This is a genomic window from Bullifex porci (genome assembly GCF_009695635.1).
GTDB classification, from domain to species: domain Bacteria; phylum Spirochaetota; class Spirochaetia; order Sphaerochaetales; family Sphaerochaetaceae; genus Bullifex; species Bullifex porci.
In genome coordinates this window covers 33230-59355 of record NZ_VUNN01000015.1, presented here as the reverse complement: position 1 = coordinate 59355, position 26126 = coordinate 33230, and the positions used below count along the sequence as shown (strand labels likewise).

The following is a 26126-nucleotide window of genomic DNA, read 5'->3' as shown; positions in this document are numbered from 1 at the left end:
CTCTCATATTTTTTACTCTTTCATTTTCAAATATTTTGACTAGTTCTTAGTCTTATTGTTGGTTATCTATCTTCATTTATTTTGATTATTTTGACTAGATTATCTATATATAAAATAGCTATCTATACCAGAATGCGGGGTGTATCACGACAGGGATGTGAATGCCGCGGTGAACATTCTCGCCGAGGCAAAGCGTATCATGAACCGAATGGAACAGACGAAGGACGCCTAAACTATAAGGCGAGGCCGGACGGGTCTCGCGGGCCAGAGACGGTGTAAGACGCCCTTTTGAGTGCAGCCGTCGTTACCATGGCCAGATTCCCATGGGCTTGCCCGTGGGAGTACGTCAATGGTGCAGAGTGGAGAATAATAAAAGTATTATCAGCAAACTATGGAAATGTTATTAGCCGTACTCAGCTGATAGATGAGTGCTTTGAATATAATAGAGAGAGCTACGATAGAATTATCGATACACATATTAAAAATATTAGATCAAAGCTTGGTCATACTGGGTTATCATGGATAGAAACAGTAAGAGGGTATGGATATCGCTTTACAGGTGTAAAAAAGCTTGATTAATGTAATGAACTTGTATTTTTTATGTATTTGTCGTGATATGAGTTGAAAAAATAAACCTTACAAGTATATATAAATATTGTATGAAAGAAATATATGTCGTTGAAGATCATGATGTTATCAGAAGTGGTGTAGTACAATATTTAGAGTTAAGTGGATACTCAGCTAAGGGCTTTGCACTAATTCAGGATGCTAGAAAGGCTATATGTGAGAAAACTCCAGATTTAATAATTCAAGATGTCATGGTACCAGATGGTGATGGCTTTATGTTTATTAAGGAGATTAAAAAGGAGTATCCTGAGCTTCCAGTAATCTTCCTAACAGCTAGAGTTGAGGAGTCAGATAGAATTCTTGGCTTTGAGCTAGGCTGTGATGACTATATAACAAAACCCTTTTCTCCAAAGGAGCTTGTGCTAAGAGTTGCTGCTCTTTTTAGAAGAGTAGATTCCTCTTCAAGTGAAAAGAGTGATATCGTTACCTTTTCAGATGATAATCATGAGCTTATAATCGATTCCTTACAGCATCAACTAACAATAGATGGTGAAGAAATTATATTAACAGCAGCTGAATGGCGAATAGTTTCCTACCTTTCTTCCAATGCTGGTGTGTTAATAACTCGTTCTCAAATATTAGAGGAGTGCTTTGATTACTCCTTTGAATCATATGAGAGAGTAGTAGATACACATATTAAAAATATTAGAGCTAAGCTGAAGAGTGGAAATTGGATAGAGACTGTAAGAGGGTATGGTTACCGTTTTACAGGTAAGAAGGTATAAGCTCTTATGAATAAAGGTCATATTAGACATTACTTTCTTAGGCTATTTTTCCCTATCTTTCTACTTTCAATATTTATTATTGCTTTGCAGCTACTATTTATTTATGCATCTAATAAGCATGCAATGAATACTTGGCCTAAATATGCTGCCGGTGAATATGTAAAAAGAATAAAAGAAGAACTAAGCACATATGATAACCCAACACCAGATAGGATGATTAATACTATCCTAGAGTGTGCTGATGATAGAATATCTGGTTTAATATTTAGAGATGCAAAGGGGTTATTCCAAATTATTTATGGAACTCTTCCTAATGGTGATAAAGTAAAAAATAGTATAAATGACCCTTCGATGATTAATAGTCAATTGATGGTAAATTCAATTGCAAATTTAGATATATCATCGATGAGAGAAATCAATACAGATATAGATTTATATGAATTTAATGTAGATAGACAGGCTGATGGAACCTTTATCTTTTATGTAAATGAAGAGGTTGCTTCAATAGAACAAAAGTATACAGTACCTCTAGAGGTTCAAGCACGTGATATAGCAGCCTCTGTAGTAATAAAGAGTAATGGAGAGGTTAAGGGCTACTATGATATTTTAGTTATGACAGCTAGAAAATATGGTCCTACTAGATATATCCTAGATACTTCAGCTCTTGTAATTGTTACATTCCTTCCAATAGCAGTTATTGTATCCCTATTAATTTCATATGTTATTTCAAAGCGAAATGAAAAATCGATAAAGCAAATCCAAACTTCATTAAAGAAGCTTTCAAATAATGAATTTGATGTTGAGATCGGGTCCCAAAAGAGTATGGAGCTACAAAGTATTTCAGACTCTATTGTTGAGCTAGGTAATAATCTTAGAAGGCACCAGGATTCAAGAAAGGAGTGGATTAGATCAATTAGCCATGACCTAAATACTCCTCTTACCAGCTTAAATATGCTTCTTGATGCATCTATAGATGGAATTTTCCCAATCAATGCGGATTTACTTAAGCAAATGAAAAAGGAGTGTGATGTACTAACTAGCAGAATAAGTGCAATTAAGTACTATGCATTCTTACTCTCTCCTGATTGTAAGGCAAATAAGGAGGAGGTTGGCTCCTTTGATTTCGTCGATAGTGTAATAAGCCAATTCAAGGATTCTAAGAAGGTTGATGTACACTTAGATAATAACTCTCCTTTAGTCTTAGATACAAATCTTGCTTCTAGAGCTCTATGTGAGGTTTTAAATAACGCAATACAAAGTGGTAGTGATCAAATTGATTTATATGTTAGTGATAGCATTATAACGATTAAAAATAAGGGTAAGCTCCCAGATCCACTTCCAGACTTCTTCGAGCCTTGGGCTAGAGGTGATTTAAGTAGACATGAGGGAGGCTCAGGACTTGGTCTTCCTATTACAGGTCAAATTATGAATCTTCATGGTGGAAAGGCTACTATCTCACAAGAAGGAGAATATGTAGTTGTAACACTCTCCTTTAAATAGAGAGTGTTAGCATTTGCTTTTCATCAATTAAATCTAAAACAGAGAGTGTTTTGTTTTCATATATTCCAAAGGAGGCTTTATTTCCTCCCTTTGGAATAGAAGTTGAGCCAGGATTAAAGAAGATTATATCATTCTTTTTATGACAAACTGGAATGTGAGTGTGTCCATAAAGCATGATAGAGGCTCCAGGAACTATCTTTTCCTCATTATATATGTGTCCATGTGTTAATGTTAATTTTAAACCATCAACAAATACCTCTGAATAGGTACTCATACATGGAAATTCTAGTACCATTTGGTCAACCTCAGCTTCACAATTTCCCCTTACAGCTATTATTTTATCTTTATATTTATTTAATAAAGGTATTACACCCTTTGGGTGATAGCCTAAAGGTAAATCATTTCTTGGACCATGGTATAATAGGTCTCCAAGAAGGATAATTAAATCAGGATTGTGCTTCTTAATAAGCTCATCAACTCTTAACATGGCGTTCTCACTACCATGGATATCTGAAAAAATAAGTGCTTTCATATGCTTTGAATTTATCTAGAATGCACTTGAATATCAATAAGTTACACTTCGCACACACAAAATATATAAAATCCTCCATATTCTTCATAAAGCTCAATAATCTCCATAATTAATATAGATTGCGAACATTTATATATCATACTGGCTACAAATATTCATGAGACGATTTCTACAAAATCTATAAAAAAACGGAGTATTGAAAAATGAAAAAAACAATCTCACTTCTACTCGTAGTACTTCTTGCATCAGCTTGTTTGTTTGCAGATGTCTCATTGACTGGCGAACTTGGTTTCGGCTATAAGGTTAATTTCAACGGTACAGTTGAAAATAAGGACTATTTAAATCTTGATTCTACATATGGTGGTAGATTCAAGATTAAGCTTGCTTCTGATTATGTAAATGGCGAACTCAGAATGGATAAGATTACTCTTGATGGTGATGCATCTTTTACAACAGGTGTAAGACAGCCAATTAACGCTTATGCTACAGTTAAAGCATCTAAGTTAGTTGAAGATACATTAAGTGTTAGCCTTCCTGTTGCTGTAGAGCTCTATGTTGGTAACCAGTCATTCAGCACAAGCTACAACTGGGCTTACTTAGATCCTCAGGATAATGAAGATAATATTAAGTTAAATGCTGAGAGAAATGTAATGCCAATTGGTGCTTCTGTTTCTTATGACAAATATGTAACAGTTAGTGCATGGGGTTCATTCACAACTGGTTCTCAGTTAGGTCTCGTTGAAGCTAAGGTTTCTCCAGTTGATGGTATTAGAGCTGCTGTCGCTTATGGTATTAACCAGGCTGCAGGCACAAATAATTTCCAGGCTGCTGCTTTAGTAGATGTTAAGACTCTTGCTGATCTCGACTTTGACTTAGCAGTTTCTGGTCAGATTATTGCTAACGTTAATAATTTTAATAATGGTGCTTACTATGCAACAGTTGCTGGTGGTTACAAGTCAGTTTCTGGCTTTGCTGAATTCATCAGAAAGAGCGAAAAGAACAATTTATATGCAGGCTTATCATATGTACTCCCAGCTGAGAAGGCTCCTACAACATTAAGCGCAGGTCTTGCATTAGTTAATTTAGCTGATGTAACAGTTGGTGCTTCAGTTGGTGCAACAACACAGCTTGCAAACATCACTCTTAATGTTAAGCTTGGTGTAGATAACTTCAAAGATTTCAAGAATAGTGGATACGTTAGATTTGCTTCTTATATAACTTTCTAATAAGGTCTTCCAATTTTTCGGGAGAAAAATTCCATAATACAAAAGGTACTTCAATATATTTTGGAGTACCTTTTTTCTTATCTATAGTTTATTATTCTTTCTGTGAGGCTAAAGTATGAAGGTTCTTTGCTATGGTTCTTTAAATATAGATATTACATATCGTGTAAATCATATAGTAAAGGAGGGAGAAACTATTTCCTCCTACAGTGTTATTAAGGGCGCAGGTGGAAAGGGTGCAAACCAAAGTGCTGCTTTAGCAAAAGCGGGCTTAAGAGTCTTTCATAGTGGAAAGCTAGGTACAGATGGAGCCTTTATTCTTGATAAGCTAAAGAGCTTTGGTGTTGATACCTCTCTTACTATAGTTACAGATAATCAAAGCGGGAATGCTATAATCCAAGTTGATGATGAGGGACAAAACTCTATCATTTTATTTTCAGGTGAAAACAAAAATATCTTAAAAATCGAGGTTGATAGTGTCCTTTCTAATTTTGATGCAGGAGATTGGCTTGTAATACAAAATGAGATAAATGAGCTTGAATATATTATAAATAGAGCCTCTGAAAAGGGTATAAATATTTGCTTTAATCCTGCTCCTATGGATGAAGATGTATTTAAGCTTCCTCTTGATAAAATTACATTACTAGTTGTTAATGAAATAGAGGGTGCTGCTTTAGCTTTAACTGATGGAGATTTTGAGGAGATTTTAAATACTCTTTGTCAAAAATATCCAAAGTGTAAAATTTTAATGACGCTCGGAGATAAGGGCTCTCTTTATTATGATGGTAGTAAGGTTTATCATCAAGCTTGCTTTAAGGTTGATAGTGTTGATACTACAGCTGCTGGAGATACCTTTATTGGATATTTCTTGAAAAAGCTAATAGATGGAGAAGGTGCAATAGATGCTCTTAAGTGGGCGAGTGCTGCTTCTGCAATAGCTGTTAGTAGAAAGGGAGCTATGGATAGTGTTCCATACTATGATGAGGTAAGGAGTTTTTTAGGTGAAAGTATTTGACTTTACAGTTGGAAGAAATAAAAGAGTTGTAAAAGCATATTTACATGAGGATTTATCAAGCGTATGTGATAGCGTTGAAAGCCATCCAGTAATGATTGTATGTCCAGGAGGTGCATATATGCATCTCTCTCCAAGAGAGGCAGAGCCTGTTGGCTTTAAGTTCTTTGCAAGGGGCTACAATGTATTTATTCTTTATTATTCTATTGGAGAGAGTATTAAAACAGAGAGCCCTGTAAGAGAGCTTGCAGAGTGTGTAGACATAATAAAGCAAAATAGTAAGGAATGGATGGTAGATAGAGATAATATCTCTGTTGTAGGCTTTTCTGCAGGAGGACATTTAGTTGCTTCATTAGCTACTCTTTGGAATAAAGAAATTTGTGATGGCTTTGATTGCAAGGTAAAAAATGTAGTTCTTGCTTACCCTGTTATTACAGCTGGTGAGTATGCTCATAGAGAATCAATAAAAAATATTTGCCAAGATGGTCATGACGAAGAGTATTACTCACTTGAAAAGAGAGTAGATAAGGATACTATTCCATGCTTTATCTTCCATAGTGCGAATGATCCTGCAGTTCCTGTAGAAAACTCTCTACTATATATGATGGCTTTAAAGAGGAATGGAATTGATTTTGAAGCACACATATTTCCTTATGGTGGCCATGGATGGAGTACAGCTACAAGAGAGGTTGGTACAGAGTTTATAGAAAACCAATCTTGGATAGATATGGTTTTAAGGTATTTAGGCTATAGAGAATAGTTTTTTTATCGATAATTATTTATAAATTAATAAAAAATAAAAATATTGTTATAAAATCCTAAAAATAGAGGGTAATTGTTGTTGTATGCTAATTGCATAAATATTCTATTTCGTGTATAAAAAGCTAATTAAAATAAAAAAGTACATCTCTATTGGAGGTTTTGGTATGAGATCTTTAAAGAAAGTTGCTCTTGTATTTGCTCTTGTTGCAATGAGCGCTTGTTTGTTTGCTGGTGGTTCTTCAGAGAGCTCAACAGCTTACAAAATCGGTTTCATTGGTCCTATGACTGGTGATAATGCAAACTATGGTATTCTTTGTTCTCAGGCAGTTAAGCTCGCTGTAGATCAGGCTAACGCTAAGGGCGGTATTAATGGTACTCAGATCGAGTTAATTATTGAAGATAGTGAAGGTAACCAGGAAAAGGGTATGGCTGCTATTGAAAAGCTTTCTTCTACAGATAAGATCTCTTGCTTAGTTGGTCCTGTATTCACAGGTGTTTCATTCGCAGTTGGTGAACGCTGTCAGGCTGAAGGTATCCCAATGATGAGCCCATCTGCTACACATAAAGATATTACAGCAATTGGTGACTATGTATTCAGAACAGTAGTATCTGATGGTCTCCAGGGTGAAGTAGCTGGTCACTATTTCTATGAAGTACTTGGATATAGAAACATTGGTTGTCTCTACATCAAGAACGACTATTCACAGGGGCTTTACGAAGGTATGAAGGCTGCATTTGAAGCTTGCGGTGGTAAGGTAAGTGCAGTTGAAACAGCTCAGCTTGGTGATAAGGACTTCAAGACACAGCTCACAAAGCTTAAGGCTGCTAACGTTGAAGCTATCTATATTCCTAACTACACAGTAGAAATGGCTCAGCAGCTCGAGCAGGCAGCTCAGGTTGGCTTAAACGTTCCATTCCTCTCATGTGATGGTTTCTCAAACCCTGAAATCTATGACCTCGCTGGTGATTACACAAATGGTGTTATTTACATTGCTCCAACACAGGTTGAAGAGAGTGATTCTTACAAGCAGTTTGTTGCTGATTACACAGCTGCATTTGGTGTTGCTCCAGACTCATTTGCTACAAACGCATTTGATGCTACAAACATCTACATCAAGGTTATGAAGGAAGTTGGCTCAGATAGAACAGCTATCAGAAATGGTGTAGCTTCTATTAAGGATTATCAGGGTGTAACAGGTACTGTTAACTTTGCTGAAAATGGTGACTTAATTGCATACCAGGGTGTTTATCGTGTTGAAAACCAGACACCTATCTATATTGGTGCATACACTGTTGACGGTGGTAAGCTTGTTGAAGTTAAATAAGCAATAAGCGTTCTCAAGAATAATCATCCCTTGGCTCGCTCAAGGGATGAATACTTTTATTTAAGGAGCTGACTGTGTCATCTGTAGCAGTATTTTTTCAGCATCTCACAAATGGCCTTACCTTAGGTGGTATCTATGCTTTAATCGCACTTGGATACACTATGGTATATGGTATCTTAAAGTTTATTAACTTTGCTCATGGCGATATCCTAATGGTAGGTGCGTACATGGGTATGTTTGCCTTTGACTTTTTAAGAGGCGATGCACCTCTCGGGGCTTGGACCTTTATTTCATTTCTATTAGCGATGATTTTCTCTGCAGTATTCTGTGCAGTTCTTGGTATGTTCATTGAAAAAGTCGCTTATAAGCCTCTAAGAAGAGCTGCAAGACTTGCTCCTCTACTTTCAGCTATTGGTGTTTCATTTATTCTTTCAAATGGAGCAGCTTGGATGTGGGGAACTCAATCAAGGAAGCTAAATTATCCTTTTGATAACTCTCCAATTACTATTTTAGGAATTTCTATTACACCACACCAGATACTTGTTTTAATTGTATCCTTTGCAATGATGGTTGCATTAACCCTATTCGTAGGAAAGTCTAGAATGGGTAAGGCTATGAGAGCTACCTCTCTAGATCAGGATACAGCTCAATTAATGGGTATTAATGTAAATGTGGTAATTTCTCTTACATTTGCTATTGGTTCTGCTTTAGCAGCAGTTGGTGGCATGCTCATTGCACTTGACTATAAGTGCTATCCAACACTTGGAACAATGACAGGCTTAAAGGCCTTCGTTGCAGCTGTAGTTGGTGGTATTGGTAATATTTCAGGCGCTATGCTTGGTGGTATTCTACTTGGCCTTGTTGAAACCTTTGGTGTTGCTGTACTTGGTATTCCTCAGGGTTATAAGGATACAATCGCATTCGTTATTCTTATCATTATATTACTCCTCAAGCCAGAGGGTATTCTTGGTAAGGTTGAAAAGGAGAAGGTATGAGTTTCTTTCAGATTATTTTGATATATACATGTATCTATGCACTTATGGCAATCGGACAGAACCTCATCACTGGTTATGGTGGTATGCTCTCTCTCTGTCAGGCAGGCTTCTTTGCACTTGGTAGCTATGCAACTGCAATCTTAACAACTACCTATGGCTGGAACTTTTGGCTTACACTCCCTGTTGCTGTATTAATCAGTGCAATTTGCGGCTTTGCAATTGGTATGCCAACCTTAAGACTTAAGGGTGACTACCTTGCAATTGCAACACTTGGTTTTGGTGAAATTGTTAGAAACGTAATCAATAACTGGGATAGCTTAACAAAGGGACCTATGGGAATTCAGAAGATTCCTCAGGCTGCTATTTTGGGCTTTAAGTTTAATCCATATAAAAAGACTGCATTCTTAATTATGCTAGTTGTTGTTTTAGCTATTTGCTACTTCTTATTTAGACGTCTCGCACGCTCTAGGATGGGTAGAGCTCTAGCAGCAGTAAGAGAGGATGAAATTGCAGCCGCTTCAATGGGTATTAATACTACTAAATATAAGGTATCTGCATTTATCTTAGGTGCAAGCGTAGCTGGTATCGCAGGCTCATTCCAGGCTGTATACATTCTTTCAGTTACACCAGGTACTTATACCTTCATGGTTTCAATCATGGTACTTTGTATGGTTGTTCTTGGTGGTATGGGTAACTTCTTAGCTTGTATTTTAGGAGCCTTTATTATTCAGTTTATTTCATACTTCCCTCAGCTTACTGGACTTACAAATGTTATTCCAGCTCAAGCAAAACAAATTATCTTTGGTCTTATCCTAGTTGTTATGATGATTTGGAGACCTCAGGGTATTATGGGTCGTGAGAAGTTCGACTATAGCGGTGAAAAACGCAAGAAGGGGGCTAAGGATGCTACTAGAAACTGAAAAGCTTTCAAGAGTTTATGGCGGTGTCGTTGCCGTTAATGAGGTTGATTTCCGTGTCCAAGAGGGTTTAATTACAGGTCTTATTGGCCCTAATGGTGCTGGTAAAACAACACTGTTTAATAACATGACAGGACTCGATACTCCAACTAATGGTAAGGTTTTATTTGAAGGTAAGGATATTACTGGAAAAAAAGCTAATGAGATTTGTCGTCTTGGAATTGCCAGAACCTTCCAAAATATTCGTCTCTTTAAGGAGATGAGTGTTGTAGAAAATGTTATGATTGGTCGCCACTTTAAGGTTGGTGATAAGAATAAGGGTCGTTTTTTGCAATCTGTTAAGAGCTACTTCTTCATGAAAAATGAGGAAAAGACAATATATAATAAGGCTCTTGAGTACCTTGATTTCTTTGGCTTAGCAGATTTAAGAAATGAAGATGCAAAGGCTCTTCCTTATGGCCACCAAAGAGAGCTTGAGATCGCTAGAGCTATGGCTACAGAGCCAAAACTTTTATTCCTCGATGAGCCTGCAGCTGGTATGAACCCTCAAGAAACTGAGCACCTAATGGAGATGATTTCACGTATTCGTTCTCTTGGAGTTAGTGTTGTATTAATCGAACACGATATGAAGCTTGTAATGAATATTTGTGATGAAATTACTGTTCTAAACTTTGGTAATAAGATAGCGTCAGGAACACCTAATGCTATTAAGCATGACCCTGTCGTCATTGAAGCATACCTTGGATCAGAGGAGGATGATTAATGTCTGAGCTTCTTACAATTGAGAATATTGATGTTTGTTATGGAAACATCAAAGCACTTAGCGGTGTTTCAATGCATGTTGACCAAGGTGATATCGTTTGCTTAATCGGTGCAAATGGTGCTGGTAAATCAACACTTTTAAAGTCTATTGTTGGTCTTGAAGGACTTACTAATGGCCAAATATGCTTTGATGGTGAAGTGATTTGTCAAGCAAAGAAGGTTAAGCATACAACAGACCAAATTGCTAAGATGGGTATTTCACTAGTTCCAGAGGGTAGACGTGTCTTTGCTGATATGACCGTTGAAGAGAACCTTGATATGGGTGCCTTTATGGTTAGAGATCAAAATGTAATTGCTAAGAAGAAGGAAGAAATGTTTGACTTCTTCCCAATCTTAGGTGCAAGAAGAAAGCAAAAGACTAGAAGCTTATCTGGTGGTGAACAGCAGATGATGGCTATCGCTCGTGCTCTAATGTCATCTCCTAGAATGATATTACTTGATGAACCAGGCTTAGGACTTGCTCCTCTTATTATTCAGGATATCTTTAATAAGATTGCTTTGATTAACAAGCAGGATAAGGTAACTATATTCCTTGTTGAGCAGAATGCTAGAATGGCTTTAAAGGCTTCAAATAAGGGATATGTAATGGAAAATGGTAAGATAGTATTAGCTGATAAAGCAAGCAACCTTTTAACTAATGAAAAGGTAAAGGCTGCTTATTTAGGAGAGTGATTTTCCTTTAATCTTTTAACATTGTATTGTAAGATTTATTTGACGGAGGGTAAAAATGATTATAGAAAGAAGAATGACTAAGAATCCTGTTACCATTACTCCTGATGCGAGTGTAGTAGAGGCATCTGATTTAATGAAGAAGGAGAAGGTCCATCGCTTACCAGTCCTTGATAAGGATAAGAACCTAGTTGGTGTTATTAGTGAAAAGGATATTCTTTTTGCGACTCCTTCACCAGCATCATCTCTTTCTATTCATGAGATGGCATATCTATTATCTAAACTCACAGTAAAAAAGATTATGTCAAAAAATCCTGTTACTATAAGTAAGGATACTCCTGTAGAAGAGGCTGCTCGTTTAATGGTAGACCAGGATTTATCATGCTTACCAGTTGTTGAGAATGGAAAGCTAGTTGGTATAGTTTCAAAGAGTGATATGTTTAAAATTCTTTTAGAACTCTTTGGTGCTCGCCACTTTGGAGTACGCGTATCATTCCTAGTTGATGATAAGCCAGGTACAATTGCTGCTGTTTCACGTGTTATTTCTGATGCAGGCTTTGATATTATTTCCTTTGGTACCTTTATGGGTACTGACCCTAGTAACGCAATATGTACAATTAAGGTTCAAGGCTGTACTAAGGAAAAGCTCACTTCTTTGTTAAGTCCACTTGTTAAAGAAATCCTCGATATTAGGGAAGCTTAATAATGGGTAAGAAAGATAAAAGAAGAGCGACTGAAACAGGTCGCTCTTTTCTAACTGATGATGAAAATCTAGCAGATTCTCCCTTTAAAAACATCGTATTAAAGGAGAAAAAGGAAGAGGAGCCAAAGGCAAAAAGGACTCCTCCTAAAAAGCCATCTCAAATTGTTCAGGGCTATGATCCTAATGCATCCTTTAAGGATATTTTATATAACTGGGAGCATACTGGAAATCCATATGCACTTCCTTCAAAGGGAAAGAAGGAAGAAATAAAAGCAAAGGAAACCTCCTTTGCTGATATCTTTGCGCAGTGGGAAAAGAAAACAGATAAAAAAAGTATTAATAAAAAACAGGAAATAAAAAGAGTATCTCCTTCCTATAAACCAACTAAAGACTTTGGCTCACTGTTAGATCAATTTGAGGGAAAGCCTGTAAAGAAACAGGATGATACTCCTGTTGTTAAGGAAAAGGTTTTAGATGCTCCAAAGCCAACCTTCTTTAAGCAAATGGAGGAAGATGATGAGCGTCCATCCACAGTTGCTTGGTCAGTTTTTGGTGATAATAAAAAAATTGAAAGAGCTGAAAGGAAGGAAGAAGTAAAAGAAGAAGCTGAAAAAAGCTTTAAAAGAGTATCGAAGGAATATAAACCAACAAAAAGCTTTGGAGATTTACTTGATTCCTTTGAAGGTAAGGTAAAGCCAAAGAAAGTTGAAGAGAAGAAAGAAGTAAAGGTTGAAAAAAAGAAGGAGATAATTCCTGAAAAGCCAACTTTCTTTAAGGAAAAGGAAGAGGATGATGAGCGTCCTGCTACTGTTGCTTGGTCTGTCTTTGGAGACAATAAGCCAATTGAGAGAGAGAAAAAGGTTAAAGAGGAAGTAAAGGAAGAGACTCCTATAAAGGAAGAGATAAAGCGTGTTTCACCTTCCTATAAGCCAACTAAAGACTTTGGTGAGCTTCTTAACTCCTTTGAAGGTTCTATAAAGATAGAGAGTGTTAAAAAAGAGATTGTAGAAAAAGAGGAAGCTCTTCCTGTAAAGCCAACATTCTTTAAAGAAAAGGAAGAGGATGATGAGCGCCCTTCCTCTGTTGCTTGGTCTGTCTTTGGAGAGAATAAACCAATTGAGAGAGAGGAAAAGGTTAAAGAGGAAGTAAAGGAGGAGACTCCTATAAAGGAAGAGATAAAGCGTGTTTCACCTTCCTATAAGCCAACTAAAGACTTTGGTGAGCTTCTTAACTCCTTTGAATGTTCTATAAAAACAGAGAGTGTTAAAAAAGAGATTGTAGAAAAAGAGGAAGTTATTCCTGAAAAGACAACCTTCTTTAAAGAAAAGGAAGAGGACGATGAACGTCCTTCTACTGTTGCTTGGTCTATCTTTGGTGATAACAAACCAATTATAAGAGAAGAGAAAAAGGAGCTTGTAACTGAGGATATTGTTGAAAAGCCTGATACAGAACAAATTGTCATTAAAAAGGCTCCAATAAAGAAATCAAAGCTATTTAATGAGAGTGTTAATAAAATTCCTCAGAAGAGCTTTGAGGATATTTTAAAGGAGAAGGGTGAGCTAAGGAAGAAGCCTCGAGAAAAAACTATGAATGAGCTAAGAGTAATGCTTCCATTAGCAACACTAGATCTTCATGGAATGACATATGTAGAGGCGGAGAGTGAAATCAACCATTTCTTAGATGAAGCACTTTCCTCTAAGATACAAAAGATTGCTATAATCCATGGAAAGGGATTACACTCTGAGGATGGTGTTGGCGTTCTTAAGGACTTAGTTTATAAGATTTTGAATGAGAGAAAAATTGCTCGAGAAATTATAGTTCCAAAGATCCAATATGGAGGTACTGGAGCTGTTTGGGTAATATTAAAGAAGGAAGAAGAAGCACTGTAATAGGTGCTTCTTTTTCTGAATTTTATTCAAAAAACGATAAATAATTACAATTGCGAAACGAAGAAATTAAATTGATGATTAATTATAGAAAGCCATAAAAGGAGGCAATTTTTATATGAAAAAAGCATTGGTTTTATTACTTTGTTTAGTAATGACACTTACATCTGTATTTGCACAGGGTGCAAGTGAACCTAAGGCAGATGAGCCAATTACTCTCGAATTCTGGACACATGAGGATTCCGCTAGACAGGTTCTTGAAGAGAGATATATTGAAGAATTCAAGCAGCTTCATCCAAATGTAACTGTTAACGTTACAAGACAGAGTGCAGAGAAGCTTAGAGAGCTCATTCAGACAGCTTTCGCATCAGGAGAAGGTCCATCATTCTTTAACCTTCCTATCGAAAACGAATTCCAGTATATCGAAGCTGGTCGTGTAGCTCCAGCAGATTACAAGACTCTCGGCTTCAAGGATGCTAAGGATCTTCTCGCTAACTATCAAGATGGTATGATTGATGCAGTTTACTACGATGGTGATGTTTATGGTCTTCCTCTTGAGCTTACAAACTGGTCTATCTTCTTAAATAAGAAGGTATTTAGAGATGCAGGCTTAGACCCAGAAAAGGATTATCCAAAGACTTGGGAAGAGATGAAGGAAGTATCAAAGAAGATTGTAATAAGAGATGGTGACATCATCACAAGAAGAGGCTTTGACTTCAGATATTCATATGAGCTCACATACTTCATTCCAATGGTTGAGCAGCTTGGTGGTTCTCTCTCTGAGAAGGATGGATGTGTAAATAAGGAAGCTTGGGTAAAGGCTTTAACATTTATGAAGGAATGGGGCCCACAGGGTGAAAATCTTGGTAACCCAACATTAACAGCAGCTAGAAAGCTCTTCAATAAAGACAACAATGATATCGCAATGTGTAACACAGGTCTTTATCAGGAAGCTAGAATCCTTTCAGATAACGCAGCATTCTATAACAGTGGTGAGTGGATGGTAGTTCCTTATCCAGTATTTGAGGATGCAGTTAAGGACGTAGCTGGTTGCTACTATGGCCACTTCTACATGGTTAATGCTGATAAGCCTAAGGCAGAACAGCAGATGGCTTGGGAATTAATTAAGTACTTCCTCTTAACAGAGGGACACGCTGAAGAGTACCTTACACAGGTAGGACTTATCCAGCCAACTAAGGCATTGATGGAAGGTGCAACATACGCTGCTCAGCCATATTCAGAGGTATTCAAGAATGACTTTGCTAGATCTCACATCGTATACTACGGAAAGGGTGCTACAGAAATCCAGAGTGCTATCAACAGTGCAATTAAGCAGGTTATGCTACAGGGTACAGATCCATCAGTAGCTTATGATGCTCTCCAGAAGAATGTATTAGAGATTCTCGCAGACTGATCTTATTTGGTTTGAAAATTGTGGGTCGGCATATTTTACCGGCCCACGTTTAATAAGAGAGGTTAAAAATGAAACATGAAAAAAAATTTAGCATAGAGAAGCAGCAAGCAAAGTGGGGCTTTGCATTTACTATTCCATGTCTATTATTCTTTGCAGTATTTAGCTTCTATCCAATTATTAGTGCGTTTATTACAAGCCTTACGAATAGAGATGCTATTAAGCGTACCTGGGATTTTATTGGATTAGATAACTACGTATATCTATTTACTCAATCAAATGGGGGATTTTCCCTTATAAATTCTCTCAAGGCAACAGGAATCTTTACTATTGGTACATTTATTCCTATGGTAGTAGTTTCTTTAATTCTTGCCGTTATGATTATGCAGCTTCGTAAGCCTGGACAGTCTAAGATGTTCGAGCTTGCTTTCTATACACCTGCAGTACTATCTAGTGTAGTAGCAGCAACTATTTGGATGATTCTATTCCAGCCAACTGGACTCTTTAACCAGCTATCAAATTTTGTAATGAGATCCTCTGGAAGAGATTTCCAGTGGCTAACAAATGATAACATGTTGAGAATTTCAACTATTATAGTTTACTTCTGGAAATACATAGGATACTTTACAATACTATTTATTACAGGACTTGCTTCAATCCCTCCAACAATTTATGAAGCAGCTATAGTTGATGGCTCATCAAGATGGCATACCTTTTGGAAGATTACTCTTCCTCTTCTAAAGCCAACTATCATGCTTGTATCTATTATGGCAATGCTACAGTGCTTGAAGACCTTCAGTACTCAATACATGTTTGTCCAGGGTGGAACAGCAAGAGAGCCAATCGATGTTATTACAATGAATATTTACTACACAGGTGTTGTAAATAGAAGACTTGGAAGATCAAGTGCTATGTCTATCATCCTGTTTGTTATCATGCTTTTCTTTACCTTCCTACAGTTTAAGACTCAGAAGGGTGATGAAGACGTCGAATATTAAGATGGAGGAAAATGATGAATAATAATAAATTCGTTGGAAAGGTAGGAGTAGGTGAGGTTATTACCTATATCGTACTAATATTAGTTCTAATATTTACTATACTTCCTCTAGTATTCATGGTTACAGCAGCCTTCATGGATGCAAAGCAGATAATGAGTATGCCATATACTTGGATTCCTAGTAAAAAATATTTTACTTCAGAGAGTAGAACGTTCTTTACTAACTTTCAGAAAGCTATATTGGGTAACCATGGTGAGAAGATATTCTTTACAAACCTATTAAACTCTTTAGTTGTTGCATTAACCTGTTCAATAACTACCGTATTAATGGCTTCCTTATGTGGCTATGGCTTAGCTAAGTTTAATTTCAAAGGTAAGACTCTAGTATTTATGTTAATTATGAGTACTATGATGATACCTTTTGAAGCAATTATGATCCCTCTTTATTTAGTTGCTTCAAAGTTTAAGCTTATCAATACTATTCCAGGTCTTATAATACCATTCTTGGTTAGTGCCTTTGGTGTATTCCAGATGAGACAATATTTACTAACCTTCCCAAGTGAGTATCTTGATGCAGCACGTGTAGATGGTCTTGGTGAGTTTAAGATTTACTATAAAATTGTACTTCCAAACTCAACACCAGTTATTGCTACTCTTGGTATATTATCCTTTAGAAATCAATGGGATAACCTTTTGTGGCCACTTCTCTGCTCACAGGCAGAAAAAATGAAGACAGTACCACTCTATATTTCAAAGTTTGCAGAAGAAAAGCAAACAGATGAGGGTGCTTTGATGGCATGTGCACTTCTTGCATCTATTCCAATGTTTATACTCTTCTTCTCTCTATCTAAGTATTTCTTAGGTGGTGCAGCTGTTTATGAATCTCGAAAGGGATAATAATTTAAAGACTAAAAAATACCCGTCATATGACGGGTTTATTTATATATACAATAAGAAATAAAAAAGCTTCCAAATCTGGAAGCCTGTCATTAATCAGTGTTCTCTGTAAACAATTCTACCCTTTGATAGATCATATGGTGATAGTTCAACTTTAACTATATCACCTGGAACAATTCTGATATAATGCTTCCTCATCTTACCGGAGAGGTGAGCGAGAATAACAAGCTTATTTTGAAGCTCAACCCTAAATCTTGTATTTGGGAGTGCTTCCTTTACTACGCCTTCAACTTCAATAGCTTCTTCTTTAGCCACATTTCCTCCATATAATTGCTTTTCTTATAAAGCCTTAAAAATTATAGATAACTTATGTCTATAAGTCAATATGGTGCTTTATCGCAAGATGAACCATTTAATTGAGTTTTATTTTTTAGATTATTTTATATATAATAATAGTAACTGAGGTAAATTATGAAGAAAAAGGGTTGTTTCATTATTTTAGCTATTGCTGTTATTTCTTTATGTGCAGCTTTTTTCTTTTATTCATTTTTTAACCATAAAAGTAAAGAGGATGAACACATCGTATTAGAGATGTGGACCCATGAGGATAGTAATAGAGCACTACTTGAGGATAGATATGCAAAGGAATTTATGCAAACTCATCCAAATGTTGAGATTAATATTACTAGACAATCATCGACGAAGCTTATAGAGCTAGTTCAAACTGCATTTGCAGCAGGTGAGGGACCTACAATTTTTAATCTATCAATTAATGATGAGTACCCTTTAATTACTACTGGAAGAGTTGCACCTATGGATTATGAAGCTGCAGGATATAAAGATGCAGAGGATGTTAAATCCTATTACATAGATGGTATGCTTGATCCTGTTACCTATAATAGCGAAATATATGGCTTACCTTTAGAGCTTACTAATTGGTGTATATTTATTAACAAGAAGGTCTTCAGAGATGCTGGCTTAGATCCTGAAACAGATTATCCAAAGACCTGGGAAGATATTGTTAGACTATCTGAAAAAATAGTTATTAGAGATGGAAATATCTTAGTTCGTAGAGGGTTCGACTTTAGATATCCATACTTTTTAGAGGCAATGGTACCTATGGTAGAGCAGCTAGGTGGTAAGCTAATCTCAGATGATGGTAAGGAAGCAATCGTTGGAGAGGAGGCTTGGATAAAGTGGCTTACCTTTATGCAGATGTGGGGACCAAATGGTCTAAATTTAGGATCTCCAACATATAAAAATGCAAGATCACTATTTAACTATGATAATAACGATATAGCCATGGCTCAAACGGGACTTTATCAGGAGGCTCGAATGAAGAGTGACAATCCTGAGTTCTTTAATAGCGGAGAGTGGATGGTAGTTCCATATCCTGTATTTGAGGATGCTGTTGTTGATACTGCAGCGTGCTACTATGGTCATTACTATATGGTAAATGGTGATTGCGATGAAAAAACAAGGAAAGTAGCATGGGAGTTTATCTCATATATGCTTTCTCATGGAGAAGAGTATTTAGAAGAGGTTGCGATTATACAGCCAACAAAGGCGCTATTTAATAGTGAAGCCTTTAAAGCAAAGCCATATTCAGATGTTTTTGCTAAGGACTTTGAAAGAGGACACATAGTTTATTATGGTGAGTCCTCCTCTGCTATACAAAGTCTATTAAGAACTGCAGTTGGTTCTGTGATGCTTCAAAATGAGTCACCAAGAAGTGCGTATTTAAAGCTAAAGAGCGCAGTACAAGAAATTATAGATGAAAAGCGTTAGCTTTATAGCTGGTCTCTAAATTGAGTAGGAGTCATGCCAAAATATCGTTTAAAGATCTTTGCAAAGTATCCTGGATTTTGGAAGCCACAGCGTGGTGCGATTTCTGAGATATTGACTCCTCCCTCCTTCATAAGATCAATTGCCATATTTAATCTATATGCATTTAGATATTGTAAGAAATTAATTCCTGTAACCTCTTTAAATAGTGTTGATAGGTGGTTTTCAGATAGCTTAATAGCTTCAGCTGCATCAGAAAGACCAATAGCCTTTTCATAGTTTTCCTTAATAAAATTAACTACACAGCTAATTTGATGGTTATGAAAGCCTGTTGGAAGATTGATATGGAAGGATCCTTCCTCCTGCTTTTCATTCTTATGCTCCTCTCTAATTTTATCTGCAAGCTGACCACAAACCTTTAAAAGCTCCTCATCATCAAAGGGCTTTTCGATGTAATCATATACTCCAAGCTGAATAGCCTTTCTTGTGTATTCGAAGTCTGTATATCCAGATAGTACCAATACATTTTGATCTAATAATGGACATTTTGATACCATTGTTAAGCCATCCTGTAGAGGAAGTCGAATATCTGTAATAATTATATCTGGATTACTCTCCTTTATTAGCATTTCACCCTTTAAGCCATCCTCTGCAGTTCCTATAACAGTAAGTCCAATGGAAGCCCAGTCGATTGTACTTACAAGTTCTTCTAGCATTATCTTTTCATCTTCGATGATAACAAGACTAAGTGTTTCCATTTTTATCCTCCTCTACTGGAATAACAATATTAACCTTAAAGCCCTCATTTGGACCTGTTTTAACTTCAAATGTAAAGCTATTTCCATACCTAAGCTGAAGTCTTCTATATATATTATATATACCTACATGGCCGCTATCCTCTAGCTGACTCATATCATTAAATAGCTCTGGGTTATCCATTCCACAGCCATTATCCTTTATAGATATATAAATATTATTTAATACCTTTTTGATATCTATTTCAATTGTAACTCCCCCCATTCCTGGCTCAAGTCCATGTACAACTGCATTTTCTACTAATGGTTGGATTATTAGCTTAGGAGTTAGGATGGTATCACAAGGAGTATCATGAGTTTCGATAGTATATGTTAGTCTATCGCTAAATCTAATTTTTTGAATAGCAAGATAGCTTTTAGTAAGCTCAATAGACTCTGAAAGTAGGCATGTTGAGGAGTGGTTCTTTAATGAGGAACGAAGAAGCTTTCCCAGCTGCAATGAGATTGTATAGATATCTGTTTCATTGTGTAGCTTTGCTAACGCTTTAATTGTATTAAGGGTATTAAAGATAAAATGGGGATTAAGCTGGCTCTCCAAAGCCTTTCTCTCTGCCTCAGCAGCCTTTGCAGCCTCCTCACTACGACTTTGGATTAAGTAAATTATTTTAGTAATCATAGTATTAAAGGAAGCTGCTAGCTCATTAAATTCTACGATTCCAGTTTCCTCAAGATATATATTTAGGTTCCCTTCCTCTATGTATTTCATGTTCTTTATCATGTTGTTAATTCTTTTTGATAGAGAGTGAGAAAAGATAAATGAGAGTATAACTGAAACTAGTGTACCTAGTAGTAGGGCAATAGTAATAGATGCAAAGAGTCTCTCTGAGCTACCCTTAAATATAGTTGTATCTATATATCCAACAACATAGAAAAGCCCTGATGGAAAGTAGTAATAGTACTTTTGAATAGAGTCATCACGAAGAAATGGGAATTTATCGAAGCTACCATACATATTTGGATGGTTTAGTGAAAAGGCTGAGTAAAGAGTATTATCGACTAAGATAACATCCTTAAATATACTTCCGTTTGTAAGCTCTGGAATAACTGCTTCGGTATATACATCTACAATTACATATCCTAGCATTGTTCCATCATCTGAAAAGATATTTCTTAATATAGAAAAAAGGATTTGTTCTCCATCGTTATTTACTCTATGATCTCCAATAAAAAATAGGGAGGCTCTACCTAAATCACGTCGAGTATTTGCTTCTGCAATAATATTTTTTCTATTCCACTCATTTGTTTGGAAGCGAGTATCATATTCATCTGGGAAAATACCTGAGGATAATCTACTTTTACCTGATACAGAAACTATATGGGCATCGGCATGCATGGAGTCAGAATTAAGCAAAACATACATTGTTGTATATAGTTGTGAGGCTTCATTATCTGTTAATACATCATCCTCTAGGGCATCTATTACTAGCTCATTTGTTCCTATTGAATAGGCAATATGCCTATATTCTTCCATCTTTTTCTCTATTAATTGACCATCTGCTTTAATTAATACCTTTGCTTGCTGCTCAAGTACACCATATACACCCTTGGCGTTATAGTAGTTAAAGAATATTAAAAATATTAGTAGCGGAATAAACATGATAATCAAAAAGTAGATTATCAGTCTTCCTAATATTGTTGTTGGATGTATACGCATAGCTACAATGATAACATAAATGATTGCATAAGACTGATATTTTTACTAAGCTTGTAATAATTTGGAGGCTTCTATGGAGAGTATCACAAAAAATTACATAAAAAATCACTTGGATGATTTTACTCCTGAGATGGTGATGTACCTTTCTCAGCTAGAGCTAATAGCCGCAAAGGATAAGGATGTAGCTCGATATATTGTTAAGGAGCTAGAGGATCAGAGAGAAAATGATCTTAAGCTTATTGCAAGTGAGAACTTCTCATCAATTGCAGTTCAGGGTGCAATGGGAAATCTATTAACAGATAAATATAGCGAGGGCTTCCCATTCCATAGATTTTATGCAGGGTGCCAAAATGTTGATGAAATAGAGTCAATTGCCTGTGAAAAGGCGAAGAAGCTATTTGGTGCTGAGCATGCATATGTACAGCCTCACTCAGGTGCAGATGCAAACCTTTGTGCCTATTGGGCAATTCTAAATAGTAGAGTACAAATCCCAACCTTAGCAGAAATGGGAGTAGAGAATGTTAGTAACATGTCTCGTGAGGATTGGAATAAGGTACGTCATGCGCTACATAACCAGAGATTACTAGGCCTTGATTACTATTCAGGTGGACATCTTACTCATGGCTATAGACAAAATATCTCTGCTCAGCTTTTTGATGCATACTCATATACTGTCGATAAAAATACAAATCTCTTAAACTATGATGAGATTAGAGCAATGGCAAATGAAATTAAGCCATTAATTCTTCTTGCTGGCTACTCTGCTTATCCTAGAAAGATTAATTTTAGAATAATGAGTGAAATAGCTCACTCTGTTGGTGCTGTATTTATGGTTGATATGGCACACTTCTCTGGCTTAGTTGCAGGTGGTGTATTAACAGGTGATTACTCTCCATTCCCATGGGCAGATGTAGTTACAACTACAACTCATAAAACTCTACGTGGTCCTCGTGGTGGTATGATTTTATGTAAAAATGAGTTTAGTGAGAGTGTTGATAAGGGCTGTCCATTAGTTATCGGAGGACCACTACCACAGGTAATGGCTGCAAAGGCAATTTGCTTTGAAGAGGCTCTTCAAGATGAATATAAGGCATATGCAGCACAAATTGTTAAAAACTCTCAAGCTCTATGCGAAGCATTTATTAGTGAGGGCTTAACTGTTTTAACTGGTGGAAGTGATAACCACCTCCTATTACTAGATGTTAGTCCATTTGGCTTAAATGGTAGAATGAGTGAAACACTACTTAGAGAGTGTGGAATAACACTAAATAGAAATGCTCTTCCATTTGATAAAAATGGACCATGGTATACATCTGGCTTAAGACTTGGTACTCCTGCTGTCACAACACTTGGTATGAAGGAAGAGGAGATGAAGGAAATAGCATCTATTATCTCTAATGTCTTAAAAAATGCACACCCTGTTCGCCTTACAAAGGGTGAGAAGGCCGGACAACTAAGTAAGAATAAAGCCAAGTGCCCACCAGAGGTAATGGAGGATGCAAGAGGTAGAGTTAAGGCTCTCCTAAAGAGGTTTGTCCTCTATCCTGAACTTGATCTAGATTATCTAAAGGAACAATTTCTTTGACCTATAAGCTGCTCTTAATCGGGCAGCTTTTATGTTGCGGTTTGTTGCAAATCGTTGTTGACTTATCATCAAAGTAGGGTACAATAAAATTAGATAAACCACGTGGAGGCTCGTTATGGCAGATAAAATGCGTCCGGTTCCTTTTGTAAATTTATTAGAAAGAATCGTCGGTGAGTACAGAAATGAAGGTTCTGTTTTCTCTATTCATGAAAGTGAATTTTATGTTCCTAAAAAGGATAAAGCAATAAAGGTTTTTAATCAGGAGTGTGTTACTCCATTAGGTCCTGCTGCAGGTCCACATACTCAGCTTGCTCAAAATATTATCGCTGCATATCTAACTGGTGCGAGATTTATCGAACTTAAGACTGTCCAAATTATGGATACTCTTGAGATTGCAAAGCCATGTATAGATGCTCGTGATGAGGGTTATAACGTTGAGTGGTCAACAGAATATACACTTCCTAAAGCATATGATGAGTATTTAAAGGCTTGGATTATTTTACATATTATTGAAACTCTCATGCAGGGTGGAAAGTTTGAAAAGCCTTCCTTTATATTTAACATGAGTGTTGGATATAACCTTGAGGGTATTAAGACTGAAAGAATGCAGAAGTTTATCAACTCAATGCTCGATGCAGATGTTGATGGACGCTTTGATGGTTATATTGATAGTGTAAAGAAGGTCTTTGAGGATGGCTTCTTAGCAGGTACTCCTTGGGAGGGGTTAGAGAGTAGTGTTGTAAAGATGCTACCAAAGATTAGTAAAAAAATTAGTCCATCTGTAACTATTTCAACAATGCATGGCTGTCCACCTAAGGAAATTGAAGCAATTTGTACATATATGCTTACTGAAAAGCATATTGATACATTTGTAAAGCTTAATCCTACTCTTCTTGGCTTTGATGAGGTTAGAAGAATTCTAGATGAGCTTGGTTATGTATATGTTGGCTTAAAGAGAGAAAGCTTTGAGCATGATTTACAATATGGCGATGCAATTACAATGCTCACACGCTTAATTGCATTAGCAAAGAAGGAAAATAGAGGCTTTGGAGTAAAGCTTACTAATACTCTTGGCTCTGTGAATGACCAAGGTGTTTTACCTGGCGATGAGATGTATATGTCTGGTAGAACTCTTCTTCCTATTTCAACTAGCGTTGCTCTTCGCTTATCTAAGGAATTTGATGGTAAGCTTCCTATCTCATATTCTGGTGGAGCTAATGCTTTGACAGTTAAGGATCTATTTGAATCAGGTATTCATCCTATTACACTTGCAACAGATATGCTTAAGCCAGGTGGCTACAATAGAATGAAGCAGCTTTGTGAGATCGCTTATAGCTCAGATGGCTGGAAGATGAATGAAATAGATAACTCAAAGCTTGAGGCTTTAAATACTAAGGCACGCGATAGAAAGTATTTTATCAATAAGGACTTTAGAGGGACAAATAAGGCTAAGGATTCAACACCTCTTACCTTAACAGATTGTTATGTTTCTCCATGTGTAAGTGCATGTCCTATTCACCAGGATATTCCTGAATATGTTCAGCTTATGGGTGAGGGTAAGGTTGCTGAGGCTCTTGCTGTAATCTTAGATAAGAATGCTTTACCTAATATTACTGGTTGGATTTGTGACCATCAGTGTCAAAACCACTGTACAAGACTCGATTATGAGGGTCCAGTAAAGATTAGAGAGATGAAGAGATTAGCTGCCCAGCAGGGCTTAGATGAATATCTCTCTGAGATTTGGGAAAAGCCAAGTGAACCAGCAAATGTTAAGGCTGCTGTAGTTGGTGCTGGTCCAGCTGGCTTATCTGCTGCACTTTTCTTAGCTAGAGCTGGCTTTAAGACTGAAATCTTCGAAAGAGAAAGCTGTGCTGGTGGTGTTGTTTCTAACATTATTCCAGAGTTCAGAATCCCTCGCGAGGTAGTTGAAAGAGATGTTAATTTCATCCTTAGTAATGGAGTTGATATCCACTACTCAGTTACACCTGAAGATGTAAAAATTGAAAAGCTTAAGAGTCAGGGCTTTGATTATATCTTCTATGCTATTGGTGCAGAGAAAGAGAATAAGATTAATATTGAGGGTGAGGGGCTAATTGTTGATGCAACCACCTTCCTTGGCTCAGATAAGAAGGGAGAGGAATATAGCTTAGGCTCCGATGTTATCGTTGTTGGTGGTGGTAATACTGCTATGGATGCTGCAAGAGCCGCTATAAGAAAGGGTGCAAAAGTAACAGTTGTTTATAGAAGAAGCTTTGCTGAGATGCCTGCTGATAGAGAAGAATATGAAGCTGCTCTAGAGGATGGTGTTAAGTTTGCATTCCTAACAAATCCTAAGAAGCTTGAAAATGGCGTATTAACACTCTCAGTTATGAAGCTTGGAGAGAAGGATAAGTCTGGTAGAAGAAGACCTGAGGATACAGGAGAGGTAATTACACTTAACTGTAGTGCTATTATTACAGCTACAGGTAATAAGCCTGATTGTGATATGTTTGCATCCCTTGGAGTTAGTATAGTAGATGGATATCCAACAGATAGTGAGGGTGTATACATCGTTGGTGACTCATTAACTGGTCCTACAACAGTTGTAAGATGTATTGCATCTGCTCGTAGTGCAGTTGATAGAGCTATTGATGCTGTAATTGCTAAGCTTGAGTCTGAGGTTGCTGAAAGTGAGCATGATGAGGATTGTGATTGTGGCTGTCATGATGATAATTGTGATTGCGGCTGTCATGATAGTGAAGAGGAGTACTCTGATGAGGAATTAGAAGCTGAGGAGAATGAATTCTTCCAGTCAATTAGAGAGAGAAAGTCAAGAATCTTAAGATCCTGTGATAAATGCTCCTCTAAGGAATTCATGAAAACAGAGGCTTGTCGCTGTGTTGAGTGCTCATACCTATGTAATAAGTGTGTAGAGGTTTGTCCTAACCGTGCAAATATGGCAATTGATTTAAGAGATACAGGTCTCTTTGATGATCCATTCCAAATTCTACATATCGATGCATATTGTAATGAATGTGGTAACTGTGCAACCTTCTGTCCTCATGATGGTGGTCCATACCTTAAGAAGTTTACACTCTTCTCAAGAAAGGATGACTTTGAAAATAGTACGAACTCAGGCTTCTTCATCTTTGCAGAGAAGATTATCGCAAGAGTCGATGGAAAGATAATTGAGGGTAAGGTATTTGATGATCATGCAGATATCGAGCTTGATGAAGAGCTTTTAGCTATCATCAATCGTGTAATAACAAGATATTCATATCTTCTAAATAGTGTGGAGGAGTAAT

At 36.7% G+C, this 26126-nt stretch carries 23 protein-coding genes; 19 read left to right on the top strand and 4 right to left on the bottom strand.

Going from position 1 to position 26126, the window contains the following annotated elements; all coding sequences use genetic code 11:
• The first annotated feature begins 309 nt into the window (after nt 1-309).
• The 3 genes from FYJ80_RS08030 to FYJ80_RS08020 all read left to right on the top strand — a co-directional run bounded on the left by FYJ80_RS08030 (nt 310) and on the right by FYJ80_RS08020 (nt 2852).
• Nucleotides 310-579, top strand: coding sequence for a winged helix-turn-helix domain-containing protein (locus FYJ80_RS08030; RefSeq protein WP_154425781.1), 270 nt, complete (start codon nt 310-312; stop codon nt 577-579).
• Nucleotides 580-659: 80 nt separating this feature from the next.
• A complete protein-coding gene (locus tag FYJ80_RS08025; protein WP_154425779.1) occupies nt 660-1352 on the top strand; it encodes a response regulator transcription factor in 693 nt (230 codons plus the stop codon).
• A gap of 6 nt (nt 1353-1358) precedes the next feature.
• On the top strand, nt 1359-2852 hold the full coding sequence (locus tag FYJ80_RS08020) for a sensor histidine kinase (protein WP_154425777.1): 1494 nt from the start codon (nt 1359-1361) through the stop codon (nt 2850-2852).
• Here FYJ80_RS08020 and yfcE read toward each other — a convergent pair.
• On the bottom strand, nt 2845-3384 hold the full coding sequence (gene yfcE, locus FYJ80_RS08015; RefSeq protein ID WP_154425775.1) for a phosphodiesterase: 540 nt from the start codon (nt 3382-3384) through the stop codon (nt 2845-2847). The two genes, FYJ80_RS08020 and yfcE, sit on opposite strands and share 8 nt — an antisense overlap.
• Nucleotides 3385-3587: 203 nt before the next feature.
• Between yfcE and FYJ80_RS08010 the strand changes: the two genes are divergently transcribed.
• The 13 genes from FYJ80_RS08010 to FYJ80_RS07950 all read left to right on the top strand — a co-directional run bounded on the left by FYJ80_RS08010 (nt 3588) and on the right by FYJ80_RS07950 (nt 17003).
• Nucleotides 3588-4610 carry a hypothetical protein gene (locus FYJ80_RS08010; RefSeq protein ID WP_154425773.1) on the top strand — a complete coding sequence of 341 codons (1023 nt, stop codon included), beginning with the start codon at nt 3588-3590 and terminating at the stop codon, nt 4608-4610.
• Between the two features lie 115 nt (nt 4611-4725).
• Nucleotides 4726-5622, top strand: coding sequence for a ribokinase (locus FYJ80_RS08005; RefSeq protein WP_154425771.1), 897 nt, complete (start codon nt 4726-4728; stop codon nt 5620-5622).
• Nucleotides 5609-6379, top strand: a complete 771-nt coding sequence (locus tag FYJ80_RS08000; protein WP_154425769.1) for an alpha/beta hydrolase — start codon at nt 5609-5611, stop codon at nt 6377-6379. Before FYJ80_RS08005 ends, FYJ80_RS08000 begins: the two co-directional genes overlap by 14 nt.
• A 166-nt stretch (nt 6380-6545) precedes the next feature.
• Entirely contained in the window at nt 6546-7706 is a 1161-nt protein-coding gene (locus FYJ80_RS07995) for an ABC transporter substrate-binding protein (RefSeq protein ID WP_154425767.1), read from the top strand.
• Between the two features lie 74 nt (nt 7707-7780).
• On the top strand, nt 7781-8701 hold the full coding sequence (locus tag FYJ80_RS07990; RefSeq protein WP_276999178.1) for a branched-chain amino acid ABC transporter permease: 921 nt from the start codon (nt 7781-7783) through the stop codon (nt 8699-8701).
• The gene (locus tag FYJ80_RS07985) at nt 8698-9621 is read left to right on the top strand and encodes a branched-chain amino acid ABC transporter permease (RefSeq protein ID WP_154425763.1); all 924 of its coding nucleotides are present in this window, start codon (nt 8698-8700) and stop codon (nt 9619-9621) included. The genes FYJ80_RS07990 and FYJ80_RS07985 overlap by 4 nt, the downstream gene beginning before the upstream one ends.
• The gene (locus FYJ80_RS07980; protein WP_154425761.1) at nt 9605-10381 is read left to right on the top strand and encodes an ABC transporter ATP-binding protein; all 777 of its coding nucleotides are present in this window, start codon (nt 9605-9607) and stop codon (nt 10379-10381) included. Before FYJ80_RS07985 ends, FYJ80_RS07980 begins: the two co-directional genes overlap by 17 nt.
• Complete coding sequence (locus tag FYJ80_RS07975; RefSeq protein WP_154425759.1) at nt 10381-11112, top strand: ABC transporter ATP-binding protein; 732 nt, start codon at nt 10381-10383, stop codon at nt 11110-11112. The genes FYJ80_RS07980 and FYJ80_RS07975 overlap by 1 nt, the downstream gene beginning before the upstream one ends.
• A gap of 55 nt (nt 11113-11167) precedes the next feature.
• Nucleotides 11168-11812, top strand: a complete 645-nt coding sequence (locus FYJ80_RS07970; protein ID WP_154425757.1) for a CBS domain-containing protein — start codon at nt 11168-11170, stop codon at nt 11810-11812.
• A gap of 2 nt (nt 11813-11814) precedes the next feature.
• A complete protein-coding gene (locus tag FYJ80_RS07965; RefSeq protein WP_154425755.1) occupies nt 11815-13701 on the top strand; it encodes a Smr/MutS family protein in 1887 nt (628 codons plus the stop codon).
• 115 nt (nt 13702-13816) lie between these two features.
• The gene (locus FYJ80_RS07960) at nt 13817-15112 is read left to right on the top strand and encodes an extracellular solute-binding protein (protein ID WP_154425753.1); all 1296 of its coding nucleotides are present in this window, start codon (nt 13817-13819) and stop codon (nt 15110-15112) included.
• Between the two features lie 68 nt (nt 15113-15180).
• Nucleotides 15181-16107: a carbohydrate ABC transporter permease gene (locus FYJ80_RS07955; RefSeq protein ID WP_154425751.1), complete on the top strand. Its 927-nt coding sequence runs from the start codon at nt 15181-15183 to the stop codon at nt 16105-16107.
• Between the two features lie 14 nt (nt 16108-16121).
• A complete protein-coding gene (locus tag FYJ80_RS07950) occupies nt 16122-17003 on the top strand; it encodes a carbohydrate ABC transporter permease (RefSeq protein ID WP_154425749.1) in 882 nt (293 codons plus the stop codon).
• 96 nt (nt 17004-17099) lie between these two features.
• Here the strand turns inward: FYJ80_RS07950 and infA are convergent, their stop codons facing one another.
• Entirely contained in the window at nt 17100-17318 is a 219-nt protein-coding gene (gene infA, locus FYJ80_RS07945) for a translation initiation factor IF-1 (protein ID WP_276984182.1), read from the bottom strand.
• Between the two features lie 156 nt (nt 17319-17474).
• Here infA and FYJ80_RS07940 point away from each other — a divergent pair, with 156 nt between their 5' ends.
• Nucleotides 17475-18791: an extracellular solute-binding protein gene (locus FYJ80_RS07940; protein ID WP_154425747.1), complete on the top strand. Its 1317-nt coding sequence runs from the start codon at nt 17475-17477 to the stop codon at nt 18789-18791.
• Nucleotides 18792-18793: 2 nt separating this feature from the next.
• Here the strand turns inward: FYJ80_RS07940 and FYJ80_RS07935 are convergent, their stop codons facing one another.
• Together FYJ80_RS07935 and FYJ80_RS07930 are read right to left on the bottom strand one after the other, a co-directional pair.
• Nucleotides 18794-19546 carry a response regulator transcription factor gene (locus FYJ80_RS07935; protein WP_154425745.1) on the bottom strand — a complete coding sequence of 251 codons (753 nt, stop codon included), beginning with the start codon at nt 19544-19546 and terminating at the stop codon, nt 18794-18796.
• Entirely contained in the window at nt 19533-21257 is a 1725-nt protein-coding gene (locus FYJ80_RS07930; RefSeq protein ID WP_154425743.1) for a cache domain-containing sensor histidine kinase, read from the bottom strand. Before FYJ80_RS07930 ends, FYJ80_RS07935 begins: the two co-directional genes overlap by 14 nt.
• 73 nt (nt 21258-21330) lie before the next feature.
• Here FYJ80_RS07930 and FYJ80_RS07925 point away from each other — a divergent pair, with 73 nt between their 5' ends.
• Both FYJ80_RS07925 and ygfK read left to right on the top strand, forming a co-directional pair.
• Entirely contained in the window at nt 21331-22842 is a 1512-nt protein-coding gene (locus FYJ80_RS07925; RefSeq protein WP_154425741.1) for a glycine hydroxymethyltransferase, read from the top strand.
• Between the two features lie 115 nt (nt 22843-22957).
• Complete coding sequence (gene ygfK, locus FYJ80_RS07920) at nt 22958-26125, top strand: putative selenate reductase subunit YgfK (RefSeq protein ID WP_154425739.1); 3168 nt, start codon at nt 22958-22960, stop codon at nt 26123-26125.
• Nucleotide 26126 lies beyond the last annotated feature (1 nt).